The sequence below is a fragment of the Pseudophaeobacter sp. TrK17 genome, assembly GCF_042192375.1.
GTDB lineage: Bacteria > Pseudomonadota > Alphaproteobacteria > Rhodobacterales > Rhodobacteraceae > Pseudophaeobacter.
The window spans coordinates 1-23,032 of the sequence record NZ_CP071705.1 but is presented as its reverse complement, the minus strand read 5'-3'; the positions used below and the strand labels follow the sequence as shown (position 1 = coordinate 23,032).

The window sequence follows — 23,032 nt, the reverse complement described above, 5'->3', positions numbered from 1 at the left end:
AACCAGTGGTGAAATGGACCAAGTTTCTACCCTTGAACACTTCCTCGCCACGGCTCTACGCAGGATCGCCGAGTTGGAAGCCTCATTGGCGCGTATGGCGCAAGAGAATGCGGATTTGCGTAGGCAGTTGGCCAAGAACAGCAGTAATAGTAGCAAGCCGCCTTCGAGTGATGGGTTGAAGAAGCCGGCACCGCGTAGCCTGCGTGGTAAGTCCGGTAAGAAAAGTGGTGGCCAAGCTGGCCACCGGGGCGACACATTACGCCAGACAGCAACGCCCGACTTTGTGGAGCGACATGAAACTGCGCAGTGCGGCGGGTGTCAGCGCGCCCTGACGGCGGGGATGATCAAGGGGTTTGAGAGACGTCAGGTGTTTGACGTGCCGCCACCACGCCTGGAGGTCACAGAGCATGAGGCAGCGATTTATTGTTGTGGCCATTGCCGCACTACGGCGACCGCGGCCTTTCCCGATGGCGTGAATGCACACGTGCAATACGGTCAGCGCATTCGAGCGGCGGCGGTCTACTGCAATGTTCAGCAGCTGATCCCCGAGGATCGGGTCTGCCAACTCCTGCGCGATTTGTTCGGTGCCACCAGCCTGTGCGCGGCCAGCGTGACCAACTGGGTGAACGGCGCAGCGCGCACCTTGGGTGGCGTCGTCGAACACATTCTGGCCCGGCTCACTGAAGGCGGCGTTCGGCATCTGGATGAGACCGGACTTCGTGTCGCTGGTAAGCTGCACTGGCTGCACTCAATCAGCGATCACGCCTTCACGCATTATCGCATAAGCGCCAAGCGCGGTGCTGTTCCAGCCTTTCTGACCGGCGGGACAATTGTTCATGACCACTGGAAATCCTATTACGCCCATATGAGTGGGGTGGATACTCACGCCCTGTGCGGGGCGCATCATTTACGCGAACTCAAGGCTATCGAAGAGATCGAAAAGGAGCCGTGGGCGTGTGCAATGAGCGCGCTGCTCACCAGCGCCAATCAACTCAAGTGTGCTGCTCAAGGCCGAGGTGAGACCGAACTTTCGGCGTCGGTTTATCAGGGCATCATCACCAAATACATGGCAATCCTCACCGAGGGCCTCGCCTTCCATGAGCGACAAGCCCCGCTGGTGAGACTCCCTGGCGCGCGAGGCCGAGAAGCCAAACGGCCAGGCCACAACCTCTTGGTCCGCTTGCGTGACTACCGCGATGACGTTCTGAGGTTCCTTGCGGACTTCACAGTGCCCTTCACCAACAATCAGGCCGAACAGGACCTGCGCATGATGAAGTTGCGCATGAAAATTTCGGGAACCTTCCGCACTCTCGAGGGTGCTCAGGTCTTCGCTGACATCAGATCCGTCATCTCGACGGTCAGAAAACACGGGGGCAATATCCTCGAAACACTCACCCTATCACCACAACAGATCATCGCGCGGCTCTAACGGCGCCAGAGTAACCCAAAACCCGATATCCTCTGGAGTACTTGGGAGTTACGTTTGATTACTTATTAGGTGTCACGTCCCGTAAGCTGGTAAGGAATTTTCTTGAACAGCTCTGGTTTGAGTTTGTACCAGTCTTTCATGGCCTGCAAGGGCGTTTTGCTGCCCAAGACTGATTGTGGTAGCTGTTGGTTGTAAAGCCATACGTAGCGCTCGAGGGTCTGTTCGAGATCTTCGCCTGATTTGAAATGGTGGCCTTGCAAGACATCCTCGATGCGTCCGTTGAACCGTTCGACCATACCATTGGTTTGCGGCGACTTCGGTGGGGTCAGGCGATGCTCGATGCCCAGCTCGGCGCAAAGCTTGTCAAACTCGTGCTTCCCTGTCGCAGAGCGCTTACGCATTCCGAACAAGCGGTCCGTGAACTGTATAGGGCGGTTGCAAATTAGGCCACGGTAGCGCCGGTATTTTGCCGGGGCGGGCGGCGCAAAAGTCGTCCACTTTTGCTCTCACTGTCTTTGCAGGGAGGGCCGGAGGATTTTCACCGTGGAAGTATATTTAGCCGTGCGCCGCGCGCATTTCGATGAGGGGCGCAGCAAACGTTCGATCGCCCGTGATTTTGGCCTTGCCCGTGGAACGGTCGACAAGATGTGCGCGTATTCGTCTCCCCCTGGTTACCGCCGGAGCCAGAAAGTTCGGCGCCCGAAGTTGGAAGCCTTCACCGATACAATTGACCAATGGCTTCTGGAGGATCAGAACCGTCCGAAGAAGCAACGCCATACGGCGAAGCGGATCTTTGAACGGCTCCGTGAGGAAGAAGGCTTTACCGGCGGTTATACGACCGTGAAGGACTATGTTCGGGGGCATCGTCAAAAAGCGCGGGAGATGTTCATTCCACTCGCCCATCCTCCGGGTCACGGGCAGGCCGATTTCGGTGAGGCCGTTGTCATCCTGGGGGGCGTGGAACAGAAGATCCACTTTTTTGCCTTTGACCTGCCCTACAGCGATGCATGCTATGTGCGGGCCTATCATGCGGCGACAACAGAAGCCTGGATGGACGGGCATGTTCACGCCTTTGAGTTCTTCGGGCGCGTGCCGCTCTCGGTGGTCTATGACAATGACAGCTGCCTTGTTGCGAAGATCGAAGCCGGAGGGCGGCGTCGGCGGACGCAGATGTTCACGGAGATGTTGTCACACTACCTTTTTGATGATCGCTACGGCCGCCCGGGCAAGGGGAACGATAAAGGCAATGTCGAAGGTCTGGTGGGCTGGTCCCGGCGCAACCTGATGGTGCCGCTGCCGGAATTCCCTGATCTGGACAGCTTCAATGTCTGGCTCGAAGAACAATGTCTGACACGGCAGTCGGCTGTCTTGCATGGGCACCGGGAGACGATCGGGGAACGGCTGAAGCGGGATCTGGCTGCCATGTCGCCACTCCCTGCAATGCCTTACCAAGCCTGCCACAAGGCAACGGGCCGGGTCAGCTCCCAATCTCTGGTGCGCTACAAATCCAATGATTACTCGGTTCCCAGCACCTATGGCTTACGGGAGGTGACGATCCGTGCGTTTGTGGATGTGGTCGAAATCGGCTGTGGTGGTGGGGTCATCGCCCGTCACGCCCGCTGCTACGAGCGCGAACAAATGATCTTCGACCCTGTGCATTACTTTGCCCTTCTGGAGACGAAGCCCGGGGCCTTGGACCAAGCCGCCCCTTTGGTCGATTGGGAGATGCCCGACGAGCTGCAAACCCTGCGTCGCCTAATGGAAGCGAGACATGCCCGCCAAGGGCGCCGAGAGTTCATTCAGGTGCTTCGGCTCCTGGAAAGCTTTGATCTGCCGACTTTGTGCGCGGCGGTGCGGGTGGCGTTGCAAAAGCGGGCGATCGCCTTTGATGCGATCAAGCATCTGGTCCTGTGCCAAGTGGAGCGCCGCCCCGCTCGGCTCGATCTGTCCCTCTACCCCTATCTTCCCCGGACTGCGGTTCAGACGACAAAAGCCGCGAGTTACATGGCGCTCCTGTCGGAGGGAGCCGCATGACGGAAGTCCCGGACCTTCTGCTGGCCCATCACCTCAAGAAGCTCAAACTGCCCACCGTATTGCGCGAATACGAGAAGCAGGCGCGACAGTGCGCCGCCGAGGGGAAGGATCACATCCAGTTCCTCCACAGATTGATCGAATTGGAACTCATCGATCGGGAGCGGCGTATGGTGGAGCGACGGGTCAAGGCGGCGAAGTTCCCGGCGCCCAAAAGTCTGGACAGTTTCGACTTCCAGGCAATCCCCGCCCTGAACAAAGCCAGGGTGTTGGACCTCGCCCGTTGCGGATGGATCGAGCGGCGCGAGAACGTGATCGCTCTGGGGCCAAGTGGCACGGGCAAAACGCATGTCGCTCTTGGGGTCGACTCCGGCTCGGTGCAGAATAGGGCGTTAAGGCCGGATTGGGGCTCTGGAGTTGAGCTCAGGTCTCTTTTTCGCTGAGATAGCGGTAGATGGTGGCCTTTGAGAGGCTGTAATGGGCCATCAGATCTTTGATCAGCATTCCGGCTGCGCGCCGTTGGCGAAGCTCAGCGATCTGATCTTCTGAAAGAGCGGGGCGTTTTCCGAACTGAACGCCTCGATCCTTGGCCTTCTTGATCCCGTCCATCTGACGCTCGGCGCGGATTTCGGTTTCGAACTGACCGATGGCCCCGAGCATGTTGAACAGCAGCCGCCCGGTCGCGTCTGACGTGTCGATGTTCTGATCGAGTACGACCAGATCGACGCCCTTCTGTTTCAGCGTCTCGGCGATCTGACACAGGTGTAGCGTTGAACGCGCCAGCCGGTCGATGCGCGTGACAATGAGCTGATCACCGTCGCGAACGTAATTCAGACATTCTTTCAGCTGAGGGCGAGCATCAGTTGTGCCACTGCGCTTTTCTTCGAAGAGCTTGTCGCAACCAGTGAGCTTTTCACGTTGGACATCCAGTGATTGCCCGACTGAACTGACACGCGCGTATCCGACTTTAGCCATGGGGTCTCGAATAAATTAAGAGGTCTTGCGACTGTCATATTGAGACATTGAAAAAGACATGACAAGCGGATGGTCTCACTATGCCTACTTCATAAGACTCCATCCCATATAGAAAGAACAATCCGATGGCACACCGAGCGGTTCTGACCGCGCGACAGCGCGCGGCGCTTTTTGATCTTCCCACCGATGAAGCTTCGCTGTTGAAGCACTACACCTTGGATGATGAAGATATCGAGCACATCCGCACTCGACGGCGATCTGACAACCAGATCGGCTTTGCGCTTCAGCTTTGTGCCTTTCGGTATCCGGGTCGCTTGCTGAAAGCTGGTGAAGTCATCCCTGAACCTGTTTCCCGCTTTGTGGCCGCACAACTCGGATTAAAACCAGATGACCTCTTGCCATATGCCGCGCGGGAAAAGACTCGCCGGGAACATTTGGATGCTCTGCGAAAGATATACGGCTACAAGATGTTTTCGGGCAAGCGCGCCAAGAAAATGCGGCGCTGGCTGGACGGAAATGCTGAAGCGGCGCAATCCAGTCAGGCTCTGTTGCGTGGCTTCGTAGAAGAATGCCGCAGACAGCAGATCATTCTGCCGGGAACTTCGGTCATCGAACGCCACTGCGCTGATGCGTTGGTCGCCGCTGAACGTAGAATTGAGGCCAGCATTGCCGCTCGTCTCGATGCGAAAATGCGTACCCAACTCGACAATCTGTTGACCGAAGAGGTGGATGGGCGGGTCAGCCGGTTCATCTGGTTGCGACAGTTCGAGGTGGGTAAAAACTCTGCCGATCTCAACCGCCAGCTCGACCGTTTGGAATTTTTGCAACGGATCGCGTTACCGCCAGCAATCTTGGACGGTATTCCGGCGCACCGGGTCATGCAGTTACGCCGCCAAGGCGAACGATATTTCACGGATGGGCTGCGGGACATCACGAGTGATCGTCGTCTGGCCATCCTTGCCACCTGCATCGTGGAGTGGTCTGCTGCCATCGCAGACACTGTGGTCGAGACGCATGACCGGATCGTGGGGTCGATCTGGCGAGAGGCAAAGAGGATTTGCGGTGCCCGTGTTGCAGAGGCGCAATCAGAGATCGCAGCGACTTTAGCGGGGTTCGAGACCTTGGGCACGACATTGCTGCTGGCAAAAGGCGATGACGCGGCTATCGCCAGTGCAGTGGATGCGTCCTGTGGGTGGGGCATGCTGGAAAACCTCGTCGCGAATGCCGGAACGCTTGGGAAAACCGTTAAGGCGGATGCGCTGGCCTATGTCGAGAAGGGCTATCATCGCTTCAAGCTCTATGCCCCGCGAATGCTGGCAGCATTGGATATCGCCGGCGCCAGCGTGGCCGAACCCTTGCTCGCAGCGGCAGATGTGATCCGCGACAAGCATGATATTCCAAGCCGGTCTGCGCCATTTCTCAAACCGCAGTCAAAATGGCGAGGCCACTTGCGGAATCCGGAAAACAACAGGGACCGGCTATGGGTCGTCGCAGTTCTGTTCCATCTGCGCGAGGCCTTCAGATCCAGGGATATCTGGCTTGCTCACTCACGCCGCTACAGCGACCTGAAACAGGCCCTGGTTCCGGTCGAGGCCGCTCAGACTATGGGGCTGTCGATGCCATTGGAGCCGGAAGTCTGGATCGCTGATCGAAAACAACGGTTGGAAGACGGGCTGCACAGGCTTGTCATGGCGGTCAAAAATGGAACTCTGCCTGGCAGTGTCATCGAGGATGGCCGATTACGTGTCGACCGGCTCGAAGCTGATGTACCCGCGGAGGCCGACAGCCTCATCCTTGATCTTTATCGCCGCCTGCCAGAGGTGCGGATCACGGACATCCTTATGGATGTGGACAACGATACCGGGTTCACCGACGCCTTTACCCATCTGCGCACCGGGGCACCGTGCAAAGACAGGCTCGGATTGCTGAACGTCGTTCTGGCAGAAGGCCTGAATCTCGGGTTGAGCAAGATGGCTGGGGCTAGCAGCACACATAGTTTCACCCAACTGGCGCGACTTTCGAACTGGCATGTAGAAAGCGAGGCCATCAATCGGGCGTTGGCCACCGTGCTCGAAGCGCAAGCACAGTTACCAATGGCAAAGCACTGGGGTGCCGGTGAAACTGCTTCCAGTGACGGGCAATTCTTTCCCACCACGCGCCAGGGCGAGGCGATGAACCTGATCAATGCGAAATACGGCAATGAACCCGGCCTGAAAGCCTATACCCATGTGTCCGATCAATACGCACCCTTTGCCACGCAGGTCATCCCAGCAACGGTGAACGAGGCACCATATATACTCGATGGGTTGCTGATGAACCCGACCGGCAAGCGGATCAAAGAACAATATGCTGATACCGGGGGCTTCACCGATCTTGTGTTCGCGGCCACATCACTGCTTGGATACCGGTTCATTCCGCGCATCAGGGATTTGCCGTCAAAACGGCTGCATGTCTTTGATCGCCGAAGTGTTCCGGCTGAACTGAGGGACTTGGTGGGCGACAAAATCCGGGAAAACACCATCATCGCTAACTGGCCAGATGTGCTCCGCTGCATTGCGACAATGCTTTCCGGCAGGATGCAGCCCAGTCAGCTCCTGAAGACACTGGCGGCCCGGCCGAGGCAACATGACCTAGCCGTTGCCCTTCGCGAAATCGGACGTGTCGAGCGAACACTCTTCATCATCGAATGGGCGCTCGACACGGATATGCAGCGCCGTGCCAACATTGGACTAAATAAAGGTGAAGCGCACCATGCTCTGAAAAGTGCCCTACGGATTGGGCGGCAGGGTGAAATCAGAGACCGCAACACGGAAGGCCAGCACTTCCGCATTGCAGGGCTGAACCTGCTCACCGCCATCATTATCTTTTGGAATACAAAACGGCTTGGTGTCGCCGTCGCGCAGCGGAGAAAAGCAGGGTTGGATACGCCAGCATATCTTCTCGCACACATCTCACCCCTCGGCTGGGCACATATTATCCTCACCGGCGAGTATCGGTGGCGACGAATGAACGCTTAAAGCCTTACCGCCCTATTCTGCACCGAGCCGGAGTCGACCCCAATTACGTCCTCCTCTGGGGTGAAATCGGTAATCACGTCGCGCCCGTGTTTGCGGCCAAAGATAAAACTGTCAGCGCCGGCGCCACCGGTGAGCCAGTCGCCGCCGATATCCCCCGACAGGCTGTCATTGCCATTGCCGCCAAACAGGTGGTCGCGGCCGCGGCCGCCCCGGAATGTATCATCCCCGTCATAGCCCCAGGCCCAATCCGCATCGGCGCCGCCCTTCAGGGTATCATTGGCAGCGCCGCCAAACAGGCTGTCGGCGCCGGCCTGACCAATCAGCAGATTGGCCCCTGCCTCGCCCCAGAGCCGGTCATCGCCGGTGCCGCCGCGCAGGTCATCATTACCCGCGCCGCCATACAGCAGATCCACCCCGGCATTGCCTTTGAGCTTATCATTGCCGGCGCCGCCCCAGAGGATATCATCGCCCTTGTGGCCCTGCACATCATCGCGCCCAGGCCCGCCCCACAGGCGGTCATTGCCACCGCCACCCAGCACCATGTCATCGCCCAGCTCGCCCTCCAGGGTATCGGCGCCCCAGCCGCCGCGCAGGGTGTCATTGCCATCGCCGCCCAACAGTTCATCATTGCCGCCCCGGCCCAGCAGCACATCATTGCCGCCCAGCCCCTGCATCCGGTCAGCCCCGGTGCCACCGCCCAGCTGATCTGCTGTGCCGCCGCCATATTGGATGTCTTGCTCCGGGGTCTCGGTCGGGGTGATCCGGTCCGGCGTCGCAAAGCGCCCATCGGGCCAGAGATCCGTCAGGCTCAGCACCCCGCCGCCGGCCCGCAGGATCACGATCTGGCTGTCGCCAAAGGTCAGGCGCATCCCCCCGGAGAGGCTGTCGACCTGCAACTGCGCCGGGCTGTACAGGCCAGCGAACAGCGACAGGTCCAGCTGATCGGTGCCGGGACGGAAATCTGTCACCGTCACCACCCCCGCTGTCGGGCCCACCACAAAGCAATCAGCCCCGGCACCGCCGCTCAGCCGGCTGCCAGCGCCACTGGCCACCAGAATGTCATCGCCGGCGCCACCATTCAGGGTCACCGCCCCGTTGCCGCCCCCGGCTGGCCTGTGCCGCCCTGCAACAGATCATCCCCGGCGCTGCCCCAGAGCGTGCCCTGATCAAGACTGCGCACCACCCCAAGGGTCGAAAGATCGAGACTAAACCGGGAAATACCGCCCGCGGTGTCGGAGGTGACATAGATCTCCAGCTGGTCGCCTAACACGGCCGTTTCCAGCGCGGTGACATTTTCCAGCCCCAGCCCCTGGGCATGGGCCAGGCTGGTCACATGCAACAGCTGCCCCGAAGGCAGCAGCCGCAGCAGGCTGATGCCATCATCCGCTCCCGCCGCCAGCACCAGCACATGGTCGCCCACCTGCACCACCTCCAGCACCGCAGCGCCGCCAAACCGCGTGGCCAGCGTATCATTGAGCTGATCCCTGAGGTCGAGACTGCCATCTGCCGCCACCCGCAACAGGCTGAGCGATCCAGTCCCGGAGGCGGCCAGCAGCAGCCAGCTGGCGCCATAGGCCTGAAAGCTGTGCAGCGCGCTGGGAGCCGACACCGGCAGGCCTTCTGCCATGCCAAAGCTATCCGCCGCCTGCAGCGCCCCGGTCTGGGTGGTGATCCGATAGCTGCGCACCCCCTGCCCCATGGCATCCAGCGCAAACAACAGATCGCCATCGGCGCTGATCTCCAGCGCGCTGTGTCCGGGCAGGTGATAGGCGGCGGAGGCACCGCTGCTGGCCACCGCGCCCAGGTTTTGTCCCGATGCATCCAGCTGCCAGCCCTTGAGCTCGCCTGCGGCATTGATGCCATAGACCAGGCTGTGCCCCCCATTCTGGCCCGCCTCTACCGGCACCGTTACCAGCGCCTCCAGCCCACCAGTAGATCCACTCTCCAGCCCCTGTTGCTGCTGCCGGGCCAGGTTTCCATTGCTACCGATCTCATATGACAACAAGGCCCCCGAGCTGCTGGCCTGCTGGATCAGCCGCAGGCTGCCACCGATTTCGCTATAGCTGATCCCGCCAGTGCCAAGGCTGGCGTTTTCATGCCAGTAGCGCTGCACCAGCTGCGGTGCCGCGGCGCTGCCATCCAGACGATAAAGGCTCAGCCCGCCATTCATCCCATTGCTGGCATAGAGCCAGCTGCCGCTTTCGGTCTGCACCACCGCAAGATCGCGCAGATCCGCATCAAAGCGATCGCTGCCTGTCTGAAAACGCTGCTGAAACTTAAATTCCATGTCCCACACTCCCGGCCTGTCTGGAAAACCCAGGCCAAGCTCCCATGCGGTCGCGGCAGGGATCGGGATCAGAATGCGGCAGAACGGCGGAGATTGTTTACAGATTGAAGACAATCCCTAAGACCGGGTCCTGCGGGGAAAATTCCGTCACTCTTTGTTCATTTGGGCAACGATCGCGGCAAAATGGGCGCTTTGTTTCCGCCGCTGTCCCCCGGATTTTCCCCGATCTGCCGGGATCTGACAGGTTTGCGGGGGGCTGTTGCCGCCCCTGCGGACGCGCCCTTAGCGCGGCTTTGATCCGCAGGACCGATGCTGGCGCGCAGTTTTCTTGCCGCCTGCCGCAGCCCCACAGGAGCCCAAGCCCCCATGTCCGAGACCTCGCCCATCCTCGCCCTGCCCTATCTGCTGGCCGCGCAGGCGCAAAAACATGTGACCCATAATGAAGCCCTGCAGCTGCTGGACGCGCTGGTGCAGCTGCGGGTCAGCGCCTTTGATGCTGAAACCCCGCCGCTCACCCCCAGCCCAGGCGATGCCTATGCCCTGGGGGCGCTGCCCACCGGGGCCTGGGCCGGACAGGCCGCACAGCTGGCAATCTGGCAGGGCGAAGGCTGGTTGTTCATCGCACCGCAAATCGGCTGGCGCGCCTGGGGGGTTGATGTCGCTGAGCTGCGGATCTGGCAGGGCAGCGCCTGGCAGCAATTCACCGCCGAGACCCAGAACCTGGCCCAGGTGGGGGTCAATACCAGCGCCGATAGCAGCAACCGGCTGGCGGTGGCCGCTGAGGCCAGCCTGTTCAGCCATGCCGGCGCCGGCCATCAGATGAAGCTGAATAAATCCGCCCCGGCTGAGACCGCCGCAGCGCTGTTTCAATCCAACTGGTCCGGCCGCGCCGAGATCGGCCTGTTGGGCAATGACGACCTCAGCGTCAAGCTCTCCAGCGATGGCAGCAGCTGGGCCACCGCCCTGGCGCTAACCGCCAGCGGAAATGCCGGCTTTGGCACGGCCAGCCCCACGGCCCATGTGGAGATTGCCGGCAGCGGCGCCGACTATCTGCTGGCCGGCGATGGCAGTGGCGCGGCCTTTCGGCTGGGGTCAGATGGCAATGGCGCCTGTGACGGCGCCTGGTCGGGGGGCGGCGCTGACTATGCCGAATGGTTTGAATGGGGCGATGGCAACCCGGAAGGCGAAGATCGGCGCGGGCTGGCCGTGGTGCTGCAGGGGGCGTGCATCCGCCCCGCCCAGGCCGGAGAAGAGCCCATCGGCGTGATCAGCGCCGCCCCGGCGCTGATTGGCGACGATGATATGGGCGGCTGGAAAGGACGTTGGCAGCGCGATGGCTTTGGCGCCCTGCTGCTGGACGCGGATGGCCAGCGCCAGGAAGACCCCAGCTATGACCCCACCCGCCCCTATCAGCGCCGCAGCAGCCGCCCGGAGTGGGCGCTGGTGGGGCTGATGGGCAAACTGCGCCTGCGCCGGGGTCAGCCCTGCGCCGCCCGCTGGCAGCGCATGCGGCAGCTGTCACAGCAGGTGGAGGAATGGCTGCTGCGCTAGATCTCGGCCAGGGCCGCAACGGCCTCGGGGATGGGATAGTGGTGGTTGCCCACAAACAGCCCATTGGCGTCGATGTAATCGGCATTGGTCAGGCTGCCGTGGATCTCATAGTCGAAATACTGCATCACCTGGTTCTTGGCAAAATTGCCCGCCACGATGGGGCGGCACTCAAAGCCCTTGGCCAGGAGCTGTTTCACCAGATCGGCGCGGGCAAGCCCGCAGCCTTCGCGAATGACCAATGAGAAACCAAACCAGCTGGAACAGCCAATTTCCTGCTGGATGGCAAATTTGGCGTGGTTGCCCAGCTGCGCCTGCACCAAGGCGCCATTGGCGCGCCGGCCTTTGATAAGATCCGGCAGTTTCTTCAGCTGTTCGCGCCCCAGCGCCCCGGACATCTCCAGCGGGCGCAGATTGTAGCCCGGCAGCACAAAGCGAAAGCTCTCCTCAAAGGGATCCTCAGATTTCTCGCCGGTGACATGGTTGAACTTTGGCAGGTTGCGGGTCCAGCCATGGGCGCGCAGGGACAGCATCACATGATAAAGCTCTTCGTCGTCGCAGGTCACCATGCCGCCTTCCATGGTGGAGATATGGTGCGAGAAGAACGACGAAAAACTGCCCATGACCCCAAAGGTGCCGGCCTGTTTGCCGTCAAAACTGGCGCCCATGGATTCGCAATTGTCCTCGATCATCACAATGCCGCGCGGCGCACAAAGCGCCTGCAGCACCGCAAAATCATTGGGGTTGCCCAGCAGGTTCACCACCATCAAGGCGCGGGTCTTATCGCTGATCGCCGCTTCCAGGGCGTTCAGGTCATAGTTCAGGGTGGCGCGGTCGATATCGACAAATTTCAGCCGCAGGCCGTACTGCTGCAGCGGATAGTAGGTCGTCGACCAGCTGACGGCGGGGACGATGATCTCATCGCCGGGCATCAGCCGCAGATCGTCATTTTTGGTATAGCGCAGCGCCGCCAGCATCAGCAGGTTGGCCGAGGAGCCGGAATTGACCATCACCGCATGTTTGCTGCCAAAATGCGCGGCAAATTCTTCCTCAAAGGCGCGCACCTCGGGGCCCATGGAATACATGTCGCTGTCGATGACGCGCTGCAGCGCATCCTGTTCCGCCTGATCCCAGGAAGACGTGGCGAGGGGGTAAATGGGGCTCATGCGTATCCGCTTTCCAAATAGTGACGATAGGTCTGTGCAATGCCGTCGCGCAGCGGGGTCGGGGCCTGCCAGCCCCAGTCCTGCTGGCGCGCGGGATCGCAGAGTTTCTGCTTCATCCCCACCGGCTTGCTCAGATCATGGCTGAAATCACCGGTCCAGCCAATCACCTCGGCCACGGTGGCGTAATAGTCATTGATGCTATGATCCTGGCCCAGACCGATGTTCATGCTGCCCGGCAGGCTGTCCATATCGGCGGCGGCGCGCAGCACCGCATCGGCCAGATCCGCGGCAAACATGAACTCGCGCCGGGCCGTGCCATCGCCCCAGATCTCGACGCTGGTCTCGCCCGTTTTTTGCGCCTGATGCACCTTGTGGATGATGGCCGGCAGCAGATGCGACTGTTTGGGGTCAAATGTGTCATGCGCCCCGTAAAGATTACAGGGGATCAGGGTTTTGTACTGGGCGCCCGCATCCTCGCGGCGGATATAGTCGCACAGGCGCAGCGCCATGATCTTGGCCAGGGCATAGCCCTCGTTGGTGGGTTCCAGCGGGCCGGTCAGCACCATGTCTTCGCGCAGGGGGTTTTCGGCGGCGCGGGGGTAGATGCAGGTCGAGGCCAGGTTGAGAAACCCGCGCACCCCGGCCCGGTAAGCGCCCATGATGATATTGCGCCCCATGGCGGTGTTTTCATCCAGGAAGGCCACCGGATTGGCCATATTGGCCTGGATGCCCCCCACCCGGCCTGCGGCATGCACCACCAGATCGGGCTGGTGTTTGGCAAGATAGGCGTCCACCGCGGCGGCATCGGTCAGATCCAGCTCGGCGCTGCGCGGCGCCAGAATGGTCCAGTCGGCCGCCCGGGCGTGTTCTTGGATATTGCGCCCCACCAGGCCACCACCGCCGGTCAAAAGCATCGTCGCCTTGCGGCCCTGTTCTGCGCTCATGGGATCAATCCTCACGCGCGACGGGTTCACTGTAGCCGTGATCCTTCAGCACCCTTGCGCGCTGCGCCGCCTTTAGATCATGAGCCGCCATTTCGGCACACATTTCCTGCACGGTGATTTCTGGCACCCAGCCCAGTTTGGCCTTGGCCTTGGCAGGATCGCCCAGCAGGGTTTCCACCTCGGCGGGGCGAAAGTAGCGCGGATCAATGCGCAGCACCACATCGCCGACCCGCAGCGCCGGAGCCTTGTCACCGGTGATCGCCGCCACGGTGGCGATCTCATCCAGACCGGTGCCACTGAACGCCAGGGTGATCCCCAGTTCCGCCGCTGACCATTCGATAAACTGGCGCACCGAATACTGCACACCGGTGGCAATGACAAAATCCTCGGGCGCGTCTTGCTGCAGCATCATCCACTGCATCCGCACATAGTCCTTGGCATGGCCCCAGTCGCGCAGCGCGTCGATATTGCCCATATACAGGCAGGGCTCCAGCCCCTGGGCGATATTGGCCAAGCCGCGGGTGATCTTGCGGGTGACAAATGTCTCGCCGCGCCGGGGGCTCTCGTGGTTGAACAGGATGCCGTTGCAGGCATACATGCCGTAGGCCTCGCGGTAGTTCACCGCAATCCAGTAGGCATACATCTTGGCCACCGCATAGGGGCTGCGCGGGTGAAACGGCGTGGTCTCGGTCTGCGGCGTCTCCTGCACCAGACCATAGAGTTCCGAGGTGGAGGCCTGATAAAACCGGGTCTTGCCTTCCAGCTTCAAAAAGCGGATCGCCTCGAGCAGGCGCAATGTGCCCATGGCATCCACATCGGCGGTATATTCCGGGCTCTCAAACGAGACCGCCACATGGGACTGGGCGCCAAGGTTGTAGACCTCATCGGGCTGCACCTCCGACAGGATCCGCGTCAGGTTCGAACTGTCGGTCAGATCGCCGTAATGCAGCTTGAAGCGGGCATTGTCGGTATGGGGATCTTCATAGATGTGATCCACCCGCTGGGTATTGAACGACGAGGCACGACGTTTGATACCGTGGACCTCATAGCCTTTTTCCAGCAGGAACTCCGCCAGATAAGATCCGTCCTGGCCGGTTACACCGGTAATAAGCGCTCGTTTCATCCGCATTCCTTTTCTACCTGCCCCCCCGGGACTCGCCCCCCCTGGCGCGGGGAAACTGGGGTCTGTTTACCGGGGTACGATCCGGGTCGCCAGAGTGCAAGCCTTGCGCCACCCGACGGCGGGATCCCGGCGCCCGTTTTTGCCCCAGCTTTCCCTGCGACCTTTACTCTGCCCTTGCCCTTCCCTTGCGCTTCCCTTGCGCAGGCGCTGGCCCCTGACCCGCCGTGCTTTCACGGCCCCCTTGCAGCGTCCCGGCCAGAGAGCTGAGGCAGAGGCTTGGGATGGGGTTTGATACTTTGAAGATGTGTTGCCATACTCAAAAACATGCAAAGGTTGCTTTTATCAGGATTTTCCGCAGGCCACCCATGATATGAAAAAGACACTGCATTTCCATATCGGGTCCCACAAGACCGCCACCACCACGCTGCAAAACGCGGTGGCCGCCAATGAAGATCTGCTGGCGCGCGCCGGGCTGCTCTATCCTAAATCCGGGCGCTATTTCACCGGCCACCACCCGCTGGCGCTGCAGCTGCGCGACCCGGCACTGCGGCATCAGCCGCTGGACTCGTTAGGCGACTGGCCTGCGCTCCTGCGCGAAATTCAGGCCAGCCCCGCCGACCATATTCTGCTGAGTTCCGAAAACTTTGAATGGCTGCAGGATCTTTCGCGGCTGCAGGGGCTGAGCCAGCACTACCGGGTGCGGGTACTGTTTTACATGCGCAGCCCCCCCGACTATCTCGAAAGTTTCTACAACCAGCTGGTCAAGGATCTGAAAACCCGCGAGAGCCGCAGCATAGAGAGCTATATCTGCGAACACGGGCTGTTCTTTCTCGACAATGACAGGCTGCTGCGCCGCTGGAGCGAGGCCTTTGGCGCCCAGGCCCTGCAGGTGCGGCTCTATGACAGATCCGGCAGCTCCCAGACCCTGCTCAGCCAGTTTCTCAGCGCCCTGGGATGTCACAGCCAGCCGCAGCTGGTGCTGCCACAGCAGGCGGCGCTGCAGAAGGTCTCTCTGCCCCCCGATGCGCTGGAATATCTGCGGCTGCGCAATCTCTATCGCGCCCCCAGCAAGGGGCAGCACCGGATCACCATGACCCTGGCGCAGATCGCCCAGGCCGGAACTGGGGCCGGGGCGCTGCAACGCACCCGCGCCGGGCTGCTGTCCCTGGCGGCGCAGCAAAACCTGATCCGGCGCTTTGCCGCGGGCAATCGGCGGGTGGCGCGGGCCTATCTTGGCGCCGACCGCGCGCCGTTTGACCCCGATCAGGCCCAGCCGCACGCGCATTTTGACCAGCGGTTGCCGGTGGGGGATGATGTGATGATCTCCCGGGTCGAAGCCCTGCTCAACCGCTTTGCCAAGACAGCGCCTGCCGCGGCAGATGCGGCCAGTTCAGACCAGGCCAAATCAGACCAGGCCAGTTCAAACACAGCCGCGTCCCCCCCCGATCCCACCGCGCGCCACCCGTCGGCGGCCCCCGGCGCCCCTCTTCAATCTCCAACAGGCTAGGGTACAACATGCATGTCGTGGTCCATATCGGCCCCTATAAAACCGGCTCCACCTCGATCCAGGCCTCCCTGCGCGCCAACCCAGAGGAGCTGTGGCGGCAGGGCTGCTACTATTTTGACGAACCCCATATGCCCGAGTTCGCGCTGCAGACCCTGGCGCTGACCGACGCCGCGCAAATGACCCCGGACCTGCGCCACCGCTTTCCCAGTCTGGCTGCGGCCAAGGCCTGGAGCGAGGGTTGCTGGCAGCGCTTTGAGGCGCAGATCCAGGCCCGCCGCTCACCCTGATCTCCAGCGAACATTTCTCCGGGCTGAGTGATCCCACCCTGCTGATCCAGCGGCTGCGGCGCAGTTTCTCGCGCATCACCCTGCTGGCCTACCTGCGCGAGCCGGCGGATCTGTATTGTTCCACCCTGCAACAGCGCATTCGCGGCAATGGTGACCGGCTCTCTGCCCTGCCCAGCCCGCTGAGCTTTTTCTACCCGGCGCGCAAACAGCTGGAACCGTTTCTCAATCTGGTGGGGCCCGAAAATATGCTGGTGCGCCGCTTTGGCAGCTCTGCCGCCACAGCCGCCGAGGCTGCCGCCACCGCCGCCGTCATCGCCTGGGTGCTGAGCCTCAATGAGACCCTGGATGAACAGGGGCCCGGCGCCGCGCGCCATCTGTTGCTGGAACGGCTGGAAATCACCCCCGAGGTGCAGGCGCTGCCCAAGCTGGGGTTTTCGGACCCCAGCCTGCCCGCCCTGATCGATGCCAATGCCCGCCCGGCCTGTGCCTGGCTCAATCAGACCTTTCTGCAGGGCCAGGAGCCGCTGCCCCTCGTCCCGCCCGACCTGGCCGACCTGGCCGACCTGGCCGCTGGCGATCTGCCGCGCCCGGACAGATCGCCCCCGGCCCTTGCCGAGGCCCGCGCCCATCTGCGCGACTGGCTGCTGAGCCTGCTGAACCACTGCGGTGGTGTCTGCATCCGCGGTGAAAACCGGGCGACGCTCTATCATCTTTACCGCGCCATCGAAGGCCTGCGCGACACCTTCCGGCGGGGGCAAAGCGGCAGGCAGGAGGCAAGGGACAGCTCCGCCCATGCGGTGCGCCCAGCCCCAGCGCTACGCCGCGCTGTTTGCCTTTCTCCAACTGCCCTATGCCCCCGACCAGATCGACCAGGTGCTGCGCAAACCCCTGGATCACCAGCCACAAAAATAACCCCGCCTCTCGCCAGCAGGGGGCGACTGCTTTAGAAATAGACCCAGGTTAGGATCAGACCCAGACCAGATACAGACCGGATACTGGCCAGATACAGCGCCGACAGGACCTTTTTGATGATGCAGACCGATCCCGCCCAACAGGGGCTCGAACCACCGCAGGAGCACACACAAGAGCCACAGACCGTCTTGGTGCATATTGGAAAATGCGGCGGCGCAACCCTGCGCGACGCCCTGATGAAGAGCGACACCCGGATCGATAGCATCACCCATGTGCAGCAGCCGCCCCTGGGGGCGCGGCTGATCAGCCGCAGAAAGGCGCGCCGCTCCCCCGGATGCAGCCGCAGCTTTGACAGCCATTTGGGCACAATCACCAACAGCACTGGCCAAAACAGCCAGCCCGCCGCCAGCCGATACAGCATCAACAGATTGAGGTGATAATAATAGACCTTCCACAGCGGAATAAACCGGCCCCGTTGGGCCCCCTCAGCGCCATCCTTGGCCACAAAGGTGCTGAGATCATGTTCAAAGCGCACCGCAGGTTCAAAGCCGATGCGCCCCCCCGCCTTGGTCAGCTCCAGTGTATAGAGACCATCATCACCGTAGATAAACAGATCCGGGTCCGGGTAGCCCTGGCGGCGCACTGCAGCGGCTGAGATAAAAAACCCAACAAAAGAGGTGACATCGATCTGCATGCCGGCGCCCTGGTAATCCGAGGGCTGCACATGAAAGCCCGAGCGCCCACCGCCAAACAGCGTGCGCAGGAATTCGCGGCGATGCCAAAAGGGATTGCGCGAGGGGCGGTTCATCTCGCAGATGCCACCGGTCGGAAAATAGACCGCCGCCGCCACCGCATCCCAGCCCTGCTGCGCGGGATCCTGTGCACCCTGGTGCATGTCCAGCCGATGAAAGCTGGCCAACCCATCCGGGGCCGGCCGGCCATCGTCATCCATCAGCACCAGCCAGTCGGGCTGATGGTGTTCCATGGCGCGGCGCATGCCCATTTCAAAGCCGCCGGCGCCGCCGCGATTTGTGGCACTGCTGAGGATATCCAACCGGGGATCGCGCTGCGCCGCCTGCCAGCTCTGCAACCAGGTGCCAGTGTCGTCGGTTGAGGCATTGTCGACCACCACCACCGCAGCCAGCTCCTGGGCCGGGCTTTGCAGCAGCCGCGCCAGCGTCGCCTGCAATTTGTCCAGCCGATTATAGGTCACCACCACAGCCACCAGGCGCAGAGAGGCTTGGGCCGGTGACGGTGCCACAGGCGAGGGCACTGACGAAGCGGCTGGCGAGGCGGCTGGGGAGGGGACAGTCTGCGAGGTCATTGTGATCTTTCCTAAAGGACACAGCTGGTACAGAGACCCACAGCCCTATCCCTGCGACAGACCCCGCTCCGTTTCATCCGCCCAAAACTCATACTTGGCGCGCCATGTCAAATCCCAGAACCCACCCCCGGCACCTCATTTTGGGATAAATCCCCAGCCGAACACCCGGTTCAAAAACCGCAGAAACACCCCAAATGTTTCGCGCGCGAAACATTTGGAGGTACAACCAAAGACCCAAATCGCTGCATTAGACATGAAAAAGGCACGCCACGGCGTGCCTTTTGAGAGATCTGATACTGGCCGAATGCTGGCTTGAGACTGGCCTGAGCGGATCCTAGCGCTGTTTGAGCCAGGCCTTCAGCGCCTCTAACAGATCAGCATCCACAGCCTCGCCGCTCAGCTCAATCCGTTTTGCACTGGGTTGAAAACCAATGCGCAGCCCGGCCGTGACCTGGGTGCTGACACGTTCCTGCGCGCCGATAGACTCTGAGGCCTGGCGCACTCTTGGCGCCGCATCAGGCTGACTGCCCCCCGCAGCCCCCCCAGTGCTTCGAGATTCTACAGTAGGGGTTAGAGCCACATCCTGATCCGCTTTGCCGCCGGCAAGCGCGGCGTTCAAAACCACCAGCTCCTCTGCCGCAGTGGGGCGCTCTGCCGCCTGCAACGCCGTCTTGAGCCGCGCCGCAAAGCCGGGATCCTCGCCAATCTGGCGGACCAGGGCCAGCCCTAGTTTTTCACTGATGGCGGTGGGGAAATACAGCACCGCATCCAGCGCCTCCACCAGGGTGACAAAACTGCCAATCTTGGAGCGTTTGGCGCGCGGCGCATTGGCAAACAGCCCCTGCAGCGCTTTTTTCTGACTGGGAAAGACCCCTTCCTTCAGGGCCCGCACCGCAATGCGGGCGCGCTCATAATGGGACAGGTTGACCCGGATTTCATTCTCTTCCACCATCGCCACATAGGCGGCCTCGGCGCTGTCGGGGCGGATCACCAGGGCTTTGATTGTGGCAAATTCAGGCTCTGAAGTCTCCGCGTAGAGCCTGCGCAGAGCAGAAAGCCGCCGCCAGCCGGAGATCAGCCCCCAGGAGGTTCCATCGATACGTCCCTGCAGCGGCACCACCTCGATGGGGGTCTGCTGACCACGCGCCCGCAAAGACCCCATCAGGGCTTCCATCTCGTCTTCGTCCTGGGCGATGCGGTCGCGCACCAGATGGGTCTCGTCGATCTGATCCAGGGCAATCTCTTCGACCATCAACCCGCGCGCGCGGGCCTGCTGCAGCACCTGCGTGACCTCCTGCAGCGCCGCCTCGGTCGAGGCTGCACCTGCCACCTGGGCGATGGGGGCAATGGGAGCGGCGCTGGGGCTTGGCGTCGGCAGCGGGCCAGCCAGGGCGGATTTACTCTCTGGCGCGCCAGAGAGATAGCTGTTTTGTGCCGGGGAAAGCCGTTTGCGTTTTGCCATCTGCTGATCTCCTCATCGCGCCAACCCTGCGCGTTTTATCTTGTTAGAGCCTTAGGCCGGCGTGCGCTGCTGTTGCATCTCGCCCGATATCTCATCTGCCATCTCCGCGGCGCGCTCCAGCTCAGCCCGGCGCCAAACCCCCAGCAGCAGGCGTTTGAAGGCGGCATAGGTGGCGTCAAATGTTTCGCGCCCGCGGGCATAGGTCTCGCGGTTGAAATCGCGGTAATCGGCCTCGTAGATCCCCGAGACCTGTTCGCCGGCCTGCCCAATCAGGGCGGTGTAATCCTGTTTATGCGGGCTGAGCACCGGCCCCATATAGGCCTGCATCACCCCGGCCAGCTCGCCCTGCTGGGCGCTGTCATAGCGGGTGATCACCGCGCGCACCGCATCCCATTCAAACCCCATCTCGGGGCGCCCCAGGGCGCGGGCGGCCAGGTTCTCGCCGTCCTCAATGGAGGCAAAGGTGGAATGCAGCATGTCAAAAAACCGCCCCGTGCTGTCGAACTCCAGAAAGGAGGCCCCCACCGGCACCAGCAGGATATCCGAGGCCGCCAGCCCGTTGATGGTCAGATAGCCAAGGGCGGGAGGCGTGTCGATAAAGACCACGTCATAGTCATCCAGCACCCCGTCCGCCTCGAGCCGGTCGGTGAGCGCGTCCCAGAGCTTCCAGGAGCGCGCCGCCATGCGCCAGACCGGGATCTGGAACTCGGCCCAGTACAGATTGAGCTGGGCGCCAATGAGGTCGATATTGGGCCAGTGGGTGCTTTGAATCACATCGCTTGCGGTCATCTCCAGGGCGGCCGAGAGGGTTTCGTCCAGCGGCTGCGGCGCCTCACCGCGATCCAGACGCCGCTGGTTGTCGGCGCGCAGATGTTCGCCGTAGTGGCGGGCCAAAAGCGGAAAGGCGGTTTGCCATTCATCCTCGACCTGGCCGCCAAAGATCGAGGTCATCGAGCCCTGGCTGTCCAGATCAATCACCAGCACCTTGTAGCCATCCAGGGCCGCCGACATCGCCAGATGCGCCGCAGTCGAGGTCTTGCCAACGCCGCCTTTGAAATTCGCCACCGAGACCAGTTTGGCCGGCAGGCCCTTGGGCCGGTAGGGGGTGTAGTCTTTGGATTTTGACCCCTGGGCGGCAAAATGCGCCCTCAGCAGCAACACCTCGTCCAGGGTGAACCATTTGGCGCCGCCTTCGGTTTCGGACTGGCCCTGGGGCAGCGAGGGGTTGGCCTTGAGCACCCGACGGAAATGCGCCTGGGCGACGGGGATCAGGTAGCGGGTGATTTCCCAGGTGGAGAACAGGCGCAGCTCTTTGCGTCCCTGCTCGTTCATGCCGCGACTGGACAGATCGGCGCGGCCCCGGGCGCAGCCCTCGGCAATAGCGGCAAAACCGGATGTGCCGGTGGGCGCGTCGAGCTCTGCCAGGGCGGCATCTGGATCAATGTTGAAATAGGGCGGCTGCCCGGAGCCTGCCTTGTGGATATCTCGTGCCATGCTGCTGTGCCGCCTCTGCCCGTTGCTGTCCGTTTGCTGCCTGTCCTGCTCTGCGCTTTGGCCTTTCAGCAGGGTCATGTATCGTCTTTATGGACTGATAGCACGAAAGGCGGCACATGGGAAGAATATGCGCAGACCTTTTTCTTTTTCTAAGCAAATCAAGCCTGTGCACGAGGGGAAAGCGGCGGCTTTTGGGGGGCGAAAATTTTTCTACCCTGTTATTTATGAGTTATATTATAGTTATAGGACATGGGAGACTGGCGCAAAGCCCTTTTTTTACTGATCATTTGGCCACATTTTTTGCCAGCAGTGACTCTGAAACCCCGTTGAACTGACTCCAAACCCCCGAAGCAGCGATTCCGGAACCCCGTTGAGAAACCATGTGGATAACTCTAGGGTGGGCGTAATCAAAACCACGAAAACGAGTCACCCGGGAGTCTGACAACTCAGACGCAAAACCCAAGGGGGCAGCAGGCAGAACGGGCGGGGCAGTTATGGCGGCGGCAGGCGGAGCATATCCAGCTGAAGCGCAGGGGGGCGCAGAGGGGCGTTTTTTCCTCTGCGATATCTTTGATGCGATTCCCAAAAACGATCTGGCCTCGATGGAGCATCCGCTGTTTTCCCTGGCGACGCGGCCGGACCGGCGCATCCTGAACTACGAACATAATGGCGCCGAGATCACCGTGGTGCCATCGGTCAAAGGTCTGGCGACGATCCATGACAAGGATATCCTGATCTTCTGTATCAGCCAGCTGATGGCGGCGCAGAATGCCGGGCGGCAACTGTCGCGCACCCTGCATCTGAAGGCCCATGATCTGCTGATCGCCACCAACCGCGAGACCTCGGGCGATGCCTACCGGCGCCTGCGCGAGAGCTTTGAGCGTCTGGCCGGCACCCGCATCACCACCAATATCGTGACGGGTGGCGAAGAGGTGACCTCTGGCTTTGGCCTGATCGAGAGCTGGGAGATTGTACGCAAAGCCCCCAGTACAAAGAAGGGCGCAGGGCGTATGGTCAATGTGGCGGTGACACTGTCGGACTGGCTGTTTCGCGCGGTGCTGTCAAAATCGGTGCTGACGCTGAGCCGGGATTACTTTCGCCTGCGCAAACCGCTGGAGCGGCGCATCTATGAGCTGACACGCAAACACTGTGGCCGCCAAAGCGCCTGGACCATTTCGGTGGAAACCCTGCTGAAAAAATCCGGCTCCGCCAGTCCGCGCCGGGTGTTTCGCAAGATGGTCCGCGACATGATAGAGGCGCAGCCGCTGCCGGACTATGCCATGGAAGAGCTGCCGGGGGATTTGATCCGGTTCAGTCAGAAACACGCGGTGACCGAGCCGGGGGCTCTGGATGCGCCGGTTCTGAAAGCCATCACGCTGGAGCGCGCCCGTGATCTGATGCCGGGGGCAGATGTCTACGGGCTGGAGGCCGAGTGGCGCGCCATGTGGGCCAGATCCGGGCGGCCACGCCTGCGCCAGGCCGATGCGGCCTTTCTGGGCTGGGTGAAAAAACGCGGCTCGGAATAA

At 61.5% G+C, this 23,032-nt stretch carries 17 protein-coding genes and 2 pseudogenes; 9 read left to right on the top strand and 10 right to left on the bottom strand.

Features of this window, described 5'->3' with window-relative positions; genetic code table 11:
• The first annotated feature begins 13 nt into the window (after positions 1–13).
• Complete coding sequence (locus JZI28_RS23940) at positions 14–1,429, top strand: IS66 family transposase (protein WP_375698074.1); 1,416 nt, start codon at positions 14–16, stop codon at positions 1,427–1,429.
• Positions 1,430–1,494: 65 nt separating this feature from the next.
• Here the strand turns inward: JZI28_RS23940 and JZI28_RS23935 are convergent.
• A pseudogene (locus tag JZI28_RS23935) lies at positions 1,495–1,887 on the bottom strand (integrase core domain-containing protein); the annotation flags it as partial.
• Between the two features lie 76 nt (positions 1,888–1,963).
• On the opposite strand from JZI28_RS23935, the gene istA reads away from it, so the two are divergent.
• Positions 1,964–3,463, top strand: a complete 1,500-nt coding sequence (gene istA, locus JZI28_RS23930) for an IS21 family transposase (protein ID WP_375700067.1) — start codon at positions 1,964–1,966, stop codon at positions 3,461–3,463.
• Positions 3,460–3,843 (top strand): annotated as a pseudogene (locus JZI28_RS23925) (ATP-binding protein); the annotation flags it as partial. The gene istA and the pseudogene JZI28_RS23925, both read left to right, overlap by 4 nt.
• 40 nt (positions 3,844–3,883) lie before the next feature.
• Here JZI28_RS23925 and JZI28_RS23920 read toward each other — a convergent pair.
• Positions 3,884–4,435 (bottom strand): recombinase family protein, encoded by a 552-nt coding sequence (locus JZI28_RS23920; RefSeq protein WP_349387466.1) that lies wholly within the window; start codon positions 4,433–4,435, stop codon positions 3,884–3,886.
• A gap of 125 nt (positions 4,436–4,560) precedes the next feature.
• Here JZI28_RS23920 and JZI28_RS23915 point away from each other — a divergent pair, with 125 nt between their 5' ends.
• A complete protein-coding gene (locus JZI28_RS23915) occupies positions 4,561–7,452 on the top strand; it encodes a Tn3 family transposase (protein WP_349387465.1) in 2,892 nt (963 codons plus the stop codon).
• Here JZI28_RS23915 and JZI28_RS23910 read toward each other — a convergent pair.
• On the bottom strand, positions 7,449–8,540 hold the full coding sequence (locus JZI28_RS23910) for a calcium-binding protein (RefSeq protein ID WP_375700480.1): 1,092 nt from the start codon (positions 8,538–8,540) through the stop codon (positions 7,449–7,451). The genes JZI28_RS23915 and JZI28_RS23910 overlap by 4 nt on opposite strands.
• On the bottom strand, positions 8,537–9,739 hold the full coding sequence (locus JZI28_RS23905; RefSeq protein ID WP_375700479.1) for a hypothetical protein: 1,203 nt from the start codon (positions 9,737–9,739) through the stop codon (positions 8,537–8,539). Before JZI28_RS23905 ends, JZI28_RS23910 begins: the two co-directional genes overlap by 4 nt.
• Positions 9,740–10,105: 366 nt before the next feature.
• Here JZI28_RS23905 and JZI28_RS23900 point away from each other — a divergent pair, with 366 nt between their 5' ends.
• Entirely contained in the window at positions 10,106–11,290 is a 1,185-nt protein-coding gene (locus JZI28_RS23900) for a DUF2793 domain-containing protein (RefSeq protein WP_375700478.1), read from the top strand.
• Here the strand turns inward: JZI28_RS23900 and JZI28_RS23895 are convergent.
• Genes JZI28_RS23895 through gmd form a run of 3 tightly spaced genes read right to left on the bottom strand, consistent with a single transcriptional unit; the run spans position 11,287 to position 14,520 of the window.
• Positions 11,287–12,453, bottom strand: coding sequence for a DegT/DnrJ/EryC1/StrS aminotransferase family protein (locus tag JZI28_RS23895; RefSeq protein WP_295454116.1), 1,167 nt, complete (start codon positions 12,451–12,453; stop codon positions 11,287–11,289). The genes JZI28_RS23900 and JZI28_RS23895 overlap by 4 nt on opposite strands.
• Positions 12,450–13,397 (bottom strand): GDP-L-fucose synthase family protein, encoded by a 948-nt coding sequence (locus JZI28_RS23890; RefSeq protein ID WP_375700477.1) that lies wholly within the window; start codon positions 13,395–13,397, stop codon positions 12,450–12,452. The genes JZI28_RS23895 and JZI28_RS23890 overlap by 4 nt, the downstream gene beginning before the upstream one ends.
• A gap of 4 nt (positions 13,398–13,401) precedes the next feature.
• Positions 13,402–14,520 (bottom strand): GDP-mannose 4,6-dehydratase, encoded by a 1,119-nt coding sequence (gene gmd / locus JZI28_RS23885; RefSeq protein WP_375700476.1) that lies wholly within the window; start codon positions 14,518–14,520, stop codon positions 13,402–13,404.
• Between the two features lie 370 nt (positions 14,521–14,890).
• Here gmd and JZI28_RS23880 point away from each other — a divergent pair, with 370 nt between their 5' ends.
• The 3 genes from JZI28_RS23880 to JZI28_RS23870 all read left to right on the top strand — a co-directional run bounded on the left by JZI28_RS23880 (position 14,891) and on the right by JZI28_RS23870 (position 17,261).
• Complete coding sequence (locus JZI28_RS23880) at positions 14,891–16,027, top strand: hypothetical protein (protein ID WP_375700475.1); 1,137 nt, start codon at positions 14,891–14,893, stop codon at positions 16,025–16,027.
• An 8-nt stretch (positions 16,028–16,035) separates the two neighbouring features.
• Entirely contained in the window at positions 16,036–16,314 is a 279-nt protein-coding gene (locus JZI28_RS23875) for a hypothetical protein (protein ID WP_375700474.1), read from the top strand.
• A 245-nt stretch (positions 16,315–16,559) separates the two neighbouring features.
• On the top strand, positions 16,560–17,261 hold the full coding sequence (locus tag JZI28_RS23870) for a hypothetical protein (protein ID WP_375700473.1): 702 nt from the start codon (positions 16,560–16,562) through the stop codon (positions 17,259–17,261).
• Here the strand turns inward: JZI28_RS23870 and JZI28_RS23865 are convergent.
• From JZI28_RS23865 to JZI28_RS23855, 3 genes are all read right to left on the bottom strand, one after another.
• Positions 17,258–18,550 (bottom strand): glycosyltransferase, encoded by a 1,293-nt coding sequence (locus JZI28_RS23865; protein WP_375700472.1) that lies wholly within the window; start codon positions 18,548–18,550, stop codon positions 17,258–17,260. The two genes, JZI28_RS23870 and JZI28_RS23865, sit on opposite strands and share 4 nt — an antisense overlap.
• Before the next feature lie 334 nt (positions 18,551–18,884).
• The gene (locus JZI28_RS23860; RefSeq protein ID WP_375700471.1) at positions 18,885–20,012 is read right to left on the bottom strand and encodes a ParB/RepB/Spo0J family partition protein; all 1,128 of its coding nucleotides are present in this window, start codon (positions 20,010–20,012) and stop codon (positions 18,885–18,887) included.
• 51 nt (positions 20,013–20,063) lie between these two features.
• Positions 20,064–21,506, bottom strand: a complete 1,443-nt coding sequence (locus JZI28_RS23855; RefSeq protein ID WP_375700470.1) for an AAA family ATPase — start codon at positions 21,504–21,506, stop codon at positions 20,064–20,066.
• A 494-nt stretch (positions 21,507–22,000) separates the two neighbouring features.
• Between JZI28_RS23855 and JZI28_RS23850 the strand changes: the two genes are divergently transcribed.
• Entirely contained in the window at positions 22,001–23,032 is a 1,032-nt protein-coding gene (locus JZI28_RS23850; protein ID WP_375700469.1) for a replication initiator protein A, read from the top strand.

Coding starts and splice junctions, on each gene's coding strand:
- JZI28_RS23915 (WP_349387465.1), top strand. CDS start 4,561: ATGGCACACCGAGCGGTTCTGACCGCGCGACAGCGCGCGGCGCTTTTT.
- JZI28_RS23940 (WP_375698074.1), top strand. CDS start 14: ATGGACCAAGTTTCTACCCTTGAACACTTCCTCGCCACGGCTCTACGC.
- JZI28_RS23860 (WP_375700471.1), bottom strand. CDS start 20,012: ATGGCAAAACGCAAACGGCTTTCCCCGGCACAAAACAGCTATCTCTCT.
- JZI28_RS23900 (WP_375700478.1), top strand. CDS start 10,106: ATGTCCGAGACCTCGCCCATCCTCGCCCTGCCCTATCTGCTGGCCGCG.
- JZI28_RS23895 (WP_295454116.1), bottom strand. CDS start 12,453: ATGAGCCCCATTTACCCCCTCGCCACGTCTTCCTGGGATCAGGCGGAA.
- JZI28_RS23920 (WP_349387466.1), bottom strand. CDS start 4,435: ATGGCTAAAGTCGGATACGCGCGTGTCAGTTCAGTCGGGCAATCACTG.
- JZI28_RS23850 (WP_375700469.1), top strand. CDS start 22,001: ATGGCGGCGGCAGGCGGAGCATATCCAGCTGAAGCGCAGGGGGGCGCA.
- JZI28_RS23865 (WP_375700472.1), bottom strand. CDS start 18,550: ATGACCTCGCAGACTGTCCCCTCCCCAGCCGCCTCGCCAGCCGCTTCG.
- JZI28_RS23875 (WP_375700474.1), top strand. CDS start 16,036: ATGCATGTCGTGGTCCATATCGGCCCCTATAAAACCGGCTCCACCTCG.
- JZI28_RS23905 (WP_375700479.1), bottom strand. CDS start 9,739: ATGGAATTTAAGTTTCAGCAGCGTTTTCAGACAGGCAGCGATCGCTTT.
- JZI28_RS23870 (WP_375700473.1), top strand. CDS start 16,560: ATGCTGGTGCGCCGCTTTGGCAGCTCTGCCGCCACAGCCGCCGAGGCT.
- gmd (WP_375700476.1), bottom strand. CDS start 14,520: ATGAAACGAGCGCTTATTACCGGTGTAACCGGCCAGGACGGATCTTAT.
- JZI28_RS23890 (WP_375700477.1), bottom strand. CDS start 13,397: ATGAGCGCAGAACAGGGCCGCAAGGCGACGATGCTTTTGACCGGCGGT.
- JZI28_RS23880 (WP_375700475.1), top strand. CDS start 14,891: ATGAAAAAGACACTGCATTTCCATATCGGGTCCCACAAGACCGCCACC.
- JZI28_RS23855 (WP_375700470.1), bottom strand. CDS start 21,506: ATGGCACGAGATATCCACAAGGCAGGCTCCGGGCAGCCGCCCTATTTC.